This window comes from Pseudomonas sp. C9D1, from assembly GCF_056491235.1.
In genome coordinates this window covers 245,257-257,728 of sequence record NZ_JBSZIE010000003.1, presented here as the reverse complement: position 1 = coordinate 257,728, position 12,472 = coordinate 245,257, and the positions used below count along the sequence as shown (strand labels likewise).

General features: G+C 69.7%; 1 protein-coding gene. It reads left to right on the top strand.

Annotated elements, in window-relative coordinates; genetic code table 11:
* The first annotated feature begins 28 nt into the window (after positions 1–28).
* Positions 29–12,472, top strand: a complete 12,444-nt coding sequence (locus ACXI0U_RS28685) for a non-ribosomal peptide synthase/polyketide synthase (protein WP_431484294.1) — start codon at positions 29–31, stop codon at positions 12,470–12,472.

Sequence of the window (12,472 nt, the reverse complement as noted above, 5' to 3'; positions counted from 1 at the left end):
CGTTGCCCACGTGCACGGAAGAAGACCGATGAATGCAGAAGACTCCCTGAAACTCGCGCGCCGCTTTATCGAGCTGCCCCTGGAGAAACGCAGGATTTTCCTCGCCAGCCTGCGCCAGGAAGGCATCGATTTCTCGGTGTTCCCGATTCCGTCGGGGGTGGAGTCCGTTGAGCGCGACAAGCTGTCCTATGCCCAGCAGCGCATGTGGTTCCTCTGGCACCTGGACCCGCAAAGCGGTGCCTACAACCTGCCGGCGGCCGTGCGCCTGACCGGGCCACTGGACGAGGCCGCCCTGGAAGCCGCCTTCGCCAGCCTGGTGGCGCGCCACGAGACGCTGCGCACGGTCTTCCGGCCAACCGAGGATGACAGCCTGCGCCTGGTCGCCTTCGACGCCCCACTGGTCATCGAGCGTGACGATCTCAGTGCGCTGCCCAGCGCCGAGCGCGAGGTGGAGGTCGCCCGGCAGGCGCAGGAGCAGTCCCTGCAACCCTTCGATCTGGCCAATGGGCCGCTGCTGCGGGTGCGCCTGCTGCGGCTGGCGGAGCGTGAGCACGTCCTGCTGCTGACCCTGCACCACATCGTCTCCGATGGCTGGTCGATGGGCGTGCTGATCGAGGAATTCTGCCGGCTCTACGACGCTCACGAGCAGGGGCGGGAGCCCGAGCTGGCGCCGCTGCCGGTGCAGTACCGCGACTATGCGCTGTGGCAACGGCAATGGCTGGAGGCGGGCGAGCAGGAGCGCCAGCTCGGCTACTGGCTCGCGCAGCTGGGCGATGAGCACCCGGTGATGGAGCTGCCCACCGACCATCCACGCCCGGCGCTGCCGAGCTACCAGGGGCTGCGCCATGAGCTGGCCCTGGAGCCGGCGCTGTCGGAGCAGCTGCGCGAGCTGGCCAGGCAGCACGGGGTGACACTGTTCATGCTGCTGCTGGGCAGCTTCAACGTCCTCTTGCACCGTTACACCGGGCAGACCGACCTGCGCATCGGCGTGCCCATCGCCAACCGCAACCGCAGCGAGATCGAAGGGCTGATCGGCTTCTTCGTCAACACCCAGGTGCTGCGCACCCGCCTGGACGGCCGCACCTCCCTGGGAGACCTGCTGCGCGACATCAAGGAGACCGCTCTCGGCGCCCAGGCCCACCAGGACCTGCCTTTCGAGCGCCTGGTGGAGGCGCTGAAGCTGGAGCGCAGCCTCAGCTACAACCCGCTGTTCCAGGTCATGTACAACCACCAGCCCGACGTGGCGGATGTCACCACCCTCAAGGTGGGAAGCGGACTGGAACTGGGCGTGATCGACTGGGAGAGCCGGACCACCCAGTTCGACCTGAGCCTGGACACCTTCGAGAAGGCGGGCCGCCTGCATGCCTCCTTCACCTACGCGAGCGACCTGTTCGACGCCTCCACCATCGAGCGCCTCGCGCAGCATTGGGCCAACCTGCTGCACGGCATGGTGCGGAACCCGCAACAGCGCGTCGGCGAGCTGCCGTTGCTGGCCGATCCCGAGTACCGCCAGCTGGTGGAGGGCTGGGGGGGCTACGAGCAGGCCCAGCCCGCCACAGAGTGTGTCCATGCGCTGTTCGAGGTACAGGCCGCCCGTGATCCGGAGGCGCTGGCGCTGGTCTGCGAGGGCCAGCGGCTGACCTACGGCCAGTTGAACACCCGTGCCAACCGCCTGGCCCATGTGCTGGTGGAGCGGGGTGTAGGGCCTGAGGTGCTGGTCGGTGTCGCAGTGGACCGCAGCCTGGAGCTGGTGGTCGCGATTCTTGCCGTGCTCAAGGCCGGCGGCGGCTATGTACCGCTGGACCCGCAATACCCCCGCGAGCGCCTGGCCGCCATGATCGAGGACAGCGGCTGTCGGCTGCTGTTGACCCAGGCCGCACTGCTCGAGCGCCTGCCGATCCCCGATACGCTGCCGACCCTGTGCCTGGACCACGAAGACGCCGGGGCACATGCCGCCGGCGATAACCTCCCGCCGCGTGCGAGCCTCGGCAACCTGGCCTACGTGATGTTCACCTCGGGCTCCACCGGCCGGCCCAAAGGCGTGGCCATCAGCCACGGCGCCCTGGCCGGGCACGCCCATGCGGCGGTGCATTACTACCGCCTGGAGCGCGGCGACTGCGTGTTGCAGTTCGCCACCTTCAACTTCGACGCCTTCGCCGAGCAGCTGTACGGGCCGCTGATCCATGGTGCATCGGTGGTCATGCGTGGCACCGAGGTGTGGGACAGCGAGACGCTGTACCGGCAGATCCTCGAACAGCGCATCGCCGTCATGGACCTGACCACCGCCTACTGGAACATGATGGCCAAGGCGTTCGCCGCGGCCGGGCCGCGCGACTACGGCGTGCTGCGCCAGGTGCACAGTGGCGGCGAAGCCATGCCGCCGGAAGGGGTGCAGGCCTGGCGCCAGGCCGGGCTCGAACAGGTACGGCTGCTCAACACCTACGGGCCGACCGAGGCGACCGTCACCGCCACCACCTTCGACTGCAGCGACTATGTCGAGGGCCGCCAGGCGCTGCCGCGGGTCTTGCCGATCGGTCGCGCCTTGCCCGGGCGCAGCACCTACCTGCTGGATGGCAACGGCCAACCGGTACCCGTGGGTGTGGTGGGCGAGCTGATGATCGGGGGCGAGCTGCTCGCCCGGGGCTACTTCCAGCGCCCCGGCCTCACCGCCGAGCGCTTCATCCCCGACCCGTTCTCCACCACCGGTGGCCGTCTGTACCGCACCGGTGACCTGGCGCGCTTCAACGAGGCCGGTGTCATCGAATACGTCGGCCGTGTCGACCATCAGGTGAAGATCCGTGGCTTCCGCATCGAGCTGGGCGAGATCGAGGCGCGTCTGCTGGAGCTGGACACCGTCGGCGATGCCACGGTGCAGGCCGTGCAGGGCGAATCGGCGCTGCAACTGGTGGCCTATGTCGTGGCGACGGACAAGGCCCTGGCCCAGGCGCCTGGCGATGCCCAGCACGAGGTGCGCGAGGGCATCCGCGAGCAGCTGCGCGGCAGCCTGCCGGACTACATGGTGCCGGCGCATATCCTGTTCCTCGATGCGCTGCCCCTGAGCCCCAACGGCAAGCTGGACCGCAAGGCCCTGCCGCTGCCGGATGCGAGCCAGCTGCAACAGGCCTACGTGGCACCGCGCAGCGAGCTGGAGCAGCGCATCGCCAGTCTCTGGCAGGACGTGCTCAAGCTGGAGCGGGTCGGCCTGACCGACAACTTCTTCGAGCTGGGCGGCGACTCGATCGTCTCCATCCAACTGGTCAACCGGGCCCGCCAGGCCGGTATCGCGTTCACCTCGCGCGATCTGTTCCAGCACCAGACCGTCCAGGCCCTGGCCGCCGTGGCCCGCCTCGGCGAGGCCGGGCAGGGCATCGACCAGGGGCCGGTCACCGGCGAGCTGCCGTTGCTGCCGATCCAGCACGGGTTCTTCGACGAAGCCATCCCCGACCGGCACCACTGGAACCAGGCGTTGCTGCTGCGCCCGCTCGAGCCGCTGCAGGCCGCCGCGCTGGAGCAGGCGCTGCACGCCGTGGTCGTGCATCACGATGCGCTGCGCACGCGCTTCGAACAGCGTGGCGAGGCCTGGCGGGCGGAACTGGCCGGCCTCGCTGCCGGCCTGCCGACCCTGCTCTGGGTGCGTGACGACGTGGCGGATGACGACCTGCAGGCGCTGTGCACCGATGCCCAGCGCAGCCTCGATCTGCGTGACGGGCCGCTGCTCCGCGCGGTGCTGGCCACCCTGCAGGACGGCACCCAGCGCCTGCTGCTCGCCGTGCACCACCTGGTGGTCGACGGCGTGTCCTGGCGCATCCTGCTGGAAGACCTGCAGCGGGCCTACCAGCAAAGCGCCCAGGGCGAGCGACCGTCCCTGCCGGCCAAGACCAGCGCCTACAAGAGCTGGGCCGAGCAGCTGCAGGGTTACGCCCAGAGCGAGACGGCCAGGCGCGAGCTGGGGTACTGGACCGCCCAGTTCGAGGGTGCGACCACCGAACTGCCGTGCCGCAACCCGGAAGGCGGCCTGCAAAGCCGCCACGCGCGGGTGGTGCGCAGCCGGCTGGACCGGGCGCGCACCCGGCAGCTGCTGCAGCAGGCCCCCGCGGCCTACCGCACCCAGGTCAACGACCTGCTGCTCACCGCCCTGGCCAGGGTCGTGGGCCAATGGGCGGGGCAGGCGCATGTCCTGATCCAGCTGGAAGGGCATGGCCGCGAAGACCTGTTCGACGGCATCGACCTCAGCCGCAGCGTCGGCTGGTTCACCAGTCTGTTCCCGGTACGCCTGAGCCCGGCTCCGGGCCTTGCGGACACCCTCAAGCGGGTCAAGGAGCAGCTGCGGGCCATCCCCAACAAGGGCATCGGCTTCGGCATCCTGCGTTACCTCGGGCAGGCGGCGGACCGCGAGACGCTGGCACGGTTGCCACAACCGCGCATCACCTTCAACTACCTGGGGCAATTCGACGGCAGCTTCGACAGCCGCGAGGGCGCGCTGCTGGTGCCCGCCAGCGAGCGTGCCGGGGCCGAACAGAGCGCGGATGCGCCCCTGGACAACTGGCTGGGCGTGGAAGGGCAGGTCTACGACGGCGAGCTCGAACTGCGCTGGACCTTCAGCCAGGATATGTTCGATGAAGCCGACATCCGCCAACTGGCGGACGGCTACGGCCTGGAGCTGCAAGCCCTGGTCGAGCACTGCTGCCAGGCAGACGCAGCGGGCCTCACGCCCTCGGATGTCCCCCTGGCCGGCCTGGACCAGGCCCAGCTGGACTCGCTCGGGCTGCCCGCCCAGGCGGTGGAAGACATCTACCCGCTGTCGCCCATGCAGCAGGGCCTGCTGTTCCACAGCCTCTACGAGCAGGGGGATGGCACCTACATCAATCAGTTGAGCGTGGACGTCGACGGGCTGGACCCGCAGCGCTTCCGCGACGCCTGGCAGGCGGCGGTGGACAGCCACGACATCCTGCGCACGGCCTTCCTCTGGCAGGGCGATCTGCCCCATCCGCTGCAGGTGCTCCACCGCCAGGTGAGCCTGCCCTTCGTGGAGCTGGACTGGCGTGGCCGTCGCGATATCGATGTGGCGCTGGCGCGTTTCCTCGAAGAGGACCGGGCACGTGGCTTCGACCTGTCGCAACCGGGCCTGCTGCGCCTGGCGCTGATCCGCACGAGCGACGAGCGCCACCACCTGGTGTTCACCAACCACCACATCCTGCTGGACGGCTGGAGCAGCTCGCAGCTGCTCGGTGAAGTCCTGCAGCGCTACAGCGCAGAGGCGCCTGCCCCCGTCGTCGGCCGTTACCGTGACTACATCCGCTGGCTGCACCAGCAGGATGCGGTGCGTGACGAAGGCTTCTGGAAACAGCAGGTCGCCGAGCTGCAGGAGCCCACCTTGCTCGCCCAGGCCTGTGTCCAGCCCCAGGACCTGCTGGAGGCGGGCAGCCACCGCCTGCTCGATGCCGCGCTGGACCCGCAGCGCACCCAGCGCCTGAATGCGTTCGCCCGTCAGCAGAAGATCACGGTCAACACCCTGGTGCAGGCCGCCTGGCTGTTGCTGCTGCAGCGCCACACCGGCGCCGAGTCGGTGGCCTTCGGTTCCACGGTGGCCGGGCGCCCTGCCGAGGTGGCAGGCATCGAGCAACAGATCGGCCTGTTCATCAACACCCTGCCGGTGGTCGCCGGCTCCCGGCCGGACCAGCGCGTGGCCGACTGGCTGCAAGCGGTGCAGGAGAAGAACCTCGCGCTGCGGGAGTTCGAGCACACGCCGCTGGCCAGCATCCAGCGCTGGGCCGGGCAGGGCGGTGAGGCCCTGTTCGACAACATCCTGGTCTTCGAGAACTACCCGATCGCCGAAGCACTGCGCCAGGGCGGGACGCTCGGGGTGCGTTTCGGCGCGGTCGGCAACTTCGACCAGACCCACTACCCCCTGAGCGTCGGCGTGACCCTGGGAGAAACCCTGGCCCTGCACTGCAGCTATGCGCCCGCCCGTTTCTCCGAGGCGGCCGTCGCCCGCGTTGCCGGGCAACTGCTGCACCTGCTGCAGGAATTCTGCGTATCGGCCGAGCGCCGGCTGGGCGAAATCGCCCTGGTCACCCCTGAGCAACGGGCGCAGCTGCAGGAACAGAACCTGCCGCAACCCTATGCGGTCGAGACGCCGGTGCACCGGCGTTTCGCCGAGCTCGCCGCAACGCAGGGGCAACGTACCGCGGTGATCTTCGCCGGGCAGCGCTTCAGCTACGCCGAGGTGGAGGGCCGTGCCAACCAGTTGGCCCACGAGCTGGTGGCCCAGGGCATCGGGCCGGAAGTCCGGGTCGGCGTCGCGCTGCCCCGTGGCGATGGCCTGATCGTCGCCCTGCTGGCGGTGCTCAAGGCCGGGGGCGCCTACGTGCCGCTGGACAGCAGCTACCCGCGCGAGCGGCTGGCCTACCTGATGAAGGATTCCGGGCTCGCGTTGCTGCTGAGCGACTCGCAGCTGCTGCCCGCGCTGCCCGTCGACGCCGACCTCAAGGTGCTGGAACTCGACCGCCTCGACCTCTCGCGGCATCCGCGCCAGGCCCCGGAAGTACAGGTCGACCCGCACCACCTGGCCTACGTGATCTACACCTCCGGCTCCACCGGCCAGCCCAAGGGCGTATGCGTCGCCCATGGCCCGTTGAGCATGCACTGCCAGGCGATCGGCGAGCGTTACGAGATGAGCGCCGACGACTGCGAATTCCACTTCATGTCCTTCGCCTTCGACGGCGCGCACGAGCGCTGGCTCACCAGCCTGACCCACGGCGGCTCGCTGCTGATCCGCGATGACAGCCTCTGGACCCCGGAGCAGACCTACCGCGCGATGCAGGCCGAAGGCGTGACCGTGGCGGCGTTCCCGCCCGTGTACCTGCAGCAACTGGCCGAGCACGCCGAGCGCGAGGGCAACCCGCCCCGGGTGAGGATCTATTGCTTCGGCGGTGACGCGGTGCCCAATGCCAGCTTCGAGCGGGTGAAGCGGGCGCTGGACCCCGACTTCATCATCAACGGCTATGGCCCGACCGAAACCGTGGTCACCCCGCTGATCTGGAAGGCCGGGCGGGACCAGCAATGCGGCGCGGCCTATGCCCCCATCGGCAGCCGCATCGGTGATCGCAGCACCTATGTGCTGGACGCCGACCTCAACCCCGTGCCCCAGGGCATGACCGGCGAGCTCTACCTCGGTGGCAGCGGCCTCGCGCGCGGCTACCTGAACCGCCCGGGCCTGACCGCCGAGCGCTTCGTCGCCGACCCCTTCGGCAGCGCGGGCGGCCTGCTCTATCGCACCGGCGACCGGGTGCGCCAGCGTGCCGATGGCACCTTCGACTACCTGGAGCGCATCGACAACCAGGTGAAGATCCGCGGCTTCCGCATCGAGCTGGGCGAGATCGAGGCGAGCCTGCAGGCCCTGGAGGGCGTGCGCGAGGCGGTGGTGGTGGCCCAGGAAGGCGAGGCCGGAAGCGGCAAGCGCCTGGTGGGCTACGTCGTCGCCAGCGACGACGCGGCCGGCTTCGTCGAGGGCCTGCGAGAGCAGCTCAAGGCCAGCCTGCCGGCGCACATGGTGCCGTCCCACCTGATGCGCCTGGAGCGCCTGCCGCTGACACCCAACGGCAAGCTCGACCGGAAGAACCTGCCGCGCCCGGACCTCAGCCAGCTGCAGCAGGCCTACGTGGCCCCGCAGAGCGAGCTGCAACGGCAGCTGGCGCGGATCTGGGAAGAGGTGCTCAAGCTGGAGCAGGTCGGCCTGAACGACAACTTCTTCGAGCTCGGCGGTGACTCGATCATCTCCATCCAGGTGGTCAGCCGCGCGCGCCAGCTGGGCATCCGCCTCACCCCGAAAGACCTGTTCCAGCACCCGACCATCCAGGCGCTCGCCGGCGTGGCGCGCCAGGGCGAAGCGACCCTGACCATCGACCAGGGGCCGGTGCGCGGCGAGTCGCCGCTGCTGCCGGTGCAGCGGATGTTCTTCGACAACGACATCCCCCAGCGCCATCACTGGAACCAGTCGGTGATGCTCAAGCCGACCCGCCCCCTGCAGCCGGAGGCGCTCGAGCAGGCCCTGCAACGCCTGGTGGAGCACCATGACGGGCTGCGCCTGTCCTTCAGCGAAACCGAGGCGGGCTGGACGGCCCGCTACCAGGAGCCACAGGCCCAGGGCGAAGCGCTGCTGCAACAGGCCCGGGTCGCCGACGCCCAGGCGCTGCATGAACTGGGCAACACCGTGCAGCGCAGCCTGAGCCTGCAACAGGGCCCCTTGCTGCGTGCACTCCTGGCCACCCTCGATGACGGCAGCCAGCGCCTGCTGCTGGTCATCCATCACCTGGTGGTGGACGGCGTGTCGTGGCGCATCCTGTTCGAAGACCTGCAGCTCGCCTATCGCCGCATCGAAGGTGGCCAGGCGGTCGCGCTGCCGGCCAAGACCAGCTCCACCAAGGACTGGGCCGAGCAGTTGCAGGCCCATGCCCGGAGCACCGCCATGCAGGCGGAACTGGGTTACTGGCAGGCGCAGCTGCAGGGCGCCTCCGTGTCCCTGCCGTGCGACCATCCGCAAGGGGGCCTGACCCACCGCAGCGCCGTGGCGGTCCGTCGCCGCCTGGATGCCGGGCTGACCCGCCGCCTGCTGCAGGAGGCCCCGGCGGCCTATCGCACCCAGGTCAACGACCTGCTGCTGACGGCGCTGGCCCGTACCATCGCCCGCTGGACCGGTGAAGCGAACGTACTGGTCCAGCTCGAAGGGCACGGACGTGAAGACCTGTTCGATGCCATCGACCTGACCCGCACCGTGGGCTGGTTCACCAGCGTGTTCCCGGCCCGGCTGAGCGCCGAGGGGGACCTCGGGGCCGCGCTCAAGGGCATCAAGGAACAGCTGCGGGCGATTCCCAACAAGGGCATCGGCTTCGGCGTGCTGGCCCACCTGGGAGAGCCCCAGGCCCGCGCCGCGCTGGGCCAGTTGCCCGTGCCGCGCCTGACCTTCAACTACCTGGGGCAGTTCGACGGCAGCTTCGATGAGGCCGATGCCGCCCTGTTCGCCCCGACCGCGGAGTCGGGGGGCGAGGAAGTCGACCTGGAGGGGCCGCTGGGCAACCAACTGGCCCTGGACAGCCAGGTATTCGGCGGCGAGCTGGACCTCAGCTGGACCTTCAGCAGCGCGCTGTTCGAGGTCGCCACCATCGAGCGCCTGGCCGATGACTACCAGAACGAGCTGCGTGCGCTGATCGAACATTGCTGCAGCGCCGCGAACCAGGGCGTGACCCCGTCCGACTTCCCCCTGGCCCGCCTGATCCAGGCCCAGCTCGACGCGCTGCCGGTGGCCGCTGCGGCCATCGACGACCTCTACCCGCTGTCACCGATGCAGCAGGGCATGCTGTTCCACTCGCTGTTCGAGCAGGCCCGCGGCAACTACGTCAACCAGACCCGCCTCGACATCGAGGGGCTGGAGCCCGCGCGCTTCCGCGCGGCCTGGCAGGCGGTGCTGGACCGTCACGACATCCTGCGCACCGGGTTCTTCTGGCAGGGCGATCTCGAACAGCCGGTGCAACTGGTCTACCGCCAGCTCGACATCCCCTTCAGCCTGCTGGACTGGCGTGACCAGGCCAGCCTGGAGGCGGCGCTCGATGCGCTGGCCGAGGAAGAACGCGCCCGTGGCTTCGAGCTGGAACAGGCGCCGCTGCTGCGCCTGGTCCTGGTGCGCACCGGCGACGATCGCCACCACCTGATCTACACCAACCATCACATCCTCATGGACGGCTGGAGCAGCGCCCAGCTGTTCGCCGAGGTGCTGCAGCACTACGGCCAGGGCACGCTGCCTTCGGTCCCGGGCCGCTACGGCGACTACATCGCCTGGCTGCAGCGCCAGGACGCGGCCGCTGCAGAAGTCTTCTGGAGCCGCCAACTGAGCGTGCTGGACGAGCCCGTGCGCCTGGCCTCGGTCTTCCCGAGGCCGGATGCCCACGACGCGACGGTCGCCCATGGCCTGCATGGCATCCAGCTGGATGCCGGGCCGACCCGCCGGCTCGGCGCGTTTGCGCGGGCCGCCAAGGTCACCGTCAACACCCTGGTACAGGCCGCCTGGCTGCTGCTCCTGCAGCGCCATACCGGCAAGTCGGGCGTGGTCTTCGGCGCCACCGTCGCCGGCCGCCCGGCGGACCTGCCCGGCAGCGAGCAGCAGATCGGCCTGTTCATCAACACCCTGCCGGTGGTCGCCAGCCCGCGCGGCGAACAGCGGCTGGTCGACTGGCTGCAGGCGTTGCAGGCCCAGAACCTGGCGCTGCGCGAGTTCGAGCACACCCCGCTGTTCGACATCCAGCGCTGGGCCGGGCAGGGCGGCGAAGCCCTGTTCGACAACATCCTGGTGTTCGAGAACTACCCCATCGCCGAGGCCCTGGAGCAGAGCGCCGCCCATGGGGTGCGTTTCGGCGCCGTGGCCAGCCAGGAGCAGACGAACTACCCGCTGACCCTGATGGTCAGCCTCGGCGAATGCCTCTCGGTGCAGTTCAGCTACCAGCGCGAAGCCTTCGCCCCTGATGCCATCGAGCAACTGGGCCGCCACCTGGGCCACCTGCTGCAGCAGATGCCCGACGCCGCCGAGCGGCCGCTGGGCGAGCTGAGGCTGCTGGATGCGGCCGAGCACGAGCGTGTGGTCAGCGCGTGGAACGCCACCGCCGCCGACTACCCGCAGGCGCCCTGCATGCACCAGCTGTTCGAGGCCCGGGCCCGCGCCACGCCTGACGCCATCGCCCTGCGCTTCGATGGGCAGGCACTGAGCTACGGCCAGCTCAACCGCCAGGCCAACCACCTCGCGCACCGGCTCATCGGGCTCGGCGTGGTGCCGGACCAGCTCGTCGGTATCGCCCTGGAGCGTGGCGTCGAGATGGTGGTCGGCCTGCTGGCCATCCTCAAGGCCGGCGGCGCCTACGTGCCGCTCGACCCGCAATATCCCCAGGACCGCCTCGCGCACATGGTGGAGGACAGCGGCCTGCAACTGCTGCTGACCCAGCCGGCCCTGGCCGGGCAGTTCGCCCTGCCGGCTGGCGTGCGCACGCTGCTGGTGGAGCCGGCGGCCAGCCTGGAGGAAAGCCCGGTCGACCCGCAGGTCGCGGTCGCTGGCGAACACCTGTGCTACGCCATCTACACCTCCGGCTCCACCGGCAAGCCCAAGGGCGTGATGGTGCGCCACCAGGCCCTGGTCAACTTCGTCGCCAGCATGGTGCGGGAGCCCGGCATCGAGGCGGCCGATCGGGTGCTGTCGCTGACCACCTTCTCCTTCGACATCTTCGGGCTGGAGCTCTATGGCCCGCTGTTCCAGGGCGCCTGCGTGGTGCTGGCGGACCGGCACGGCGCCCATGACCCGGAGCGCCTGCTGCAGCTCATCGAGCAGCAGCGGGTCAGCGTCATCCAGGCCACGCCGTCCACCTGGCGCATGCTGCTGGATCATCCCCGCGCCGCGATCCTGGCCGGCCGCACCTTCCTCTGCGGCGGCGAGGCCCTGGCCGATGACCTGGCCCAGCGCATGCTGGCCCTGGGCGCTGCCGTGTGGAACCTCTATGGCCCCACCGAGACCACCATCTGGTCGGCGACCCACCGCTTGACCCCGGAGCAGCCCCACCCCTGGCTCGGGCGGCCGATCGCCAACACCTCGCTGTTCATTCTCGACGGTGACTTCGCACCGAACCCGGCGGGGGTGATCGGCGAGCTGTACATCGGTGGCGATGGCCTGGCCCGTGGCTACCACGACCGCCCGGCGCTGACCGCCGAACGCTTCCTGCCGGACCCGTTCGGCAACGGCACCCGCCTGTACCGCACCGGGGACCTGGCCAGGCACCGGGCCGACGGCGTGATCGAGTACCTCGGCCGCGTCGACCACCAGGTGAAGATCCGTGGCTTCCGCATCGAGCTGGGCGAGATCGAGGCGCAACTGCTCGCCCACCCGCTGATCCGCGAGGCGGCGGTCGTCGCCCAGGAAGGCCCCCTGGGCAGCCAGCTGGTGGCCTACCTGGTGCCCCACGAGGCTCTGGAGGTGGCGGAGCTGCGCAGCCAGCTCAAGGCGGCCCTGGCGTCGGCGCTGCCCGACTACATGATCCCCGCCCATTGGCTGGTGCTCGAACGCTTCCCCCTCACGCCCAACGGCAAGCTCGACCGCAAGAGCCTGCCCAGGCCGGACGGCAACCAGCTGCTGCGTGCCTACGTGGCGCCCGAGGGCGAGCTGGAGCGGCGCGTGGCCGACATCTGGCGGGACGTGCTCAAGCTGGAGCGCGTCGGCCGCGACGACAACTTCTTCGAACTCGGTGGGCATTCACTGTTGGCGACCCAAGCGACCGCACGGCTACAGATGGAACAGGGGGCTGCCGTGCCCCTCGACCTGCTTTTCAGAACCTCATCCCTGTCCGAATACGCGCAGCAGCTGGCGGAACACCTGACGCCTCACTCCAGCGACGACCTGAATGAGATGCACGATTTTCTCGCTGACCTGGAGGCCCTCTGA

Coding starts and splice junctions, on each gene's coding strand:
- ACXI0U_RS28685 (WP_431484294.1), top strand. CDS start 29: ATGAATGCAGAAGACTCCCTGAAACTCGCGCGCCGCTTTATCGAGCTG.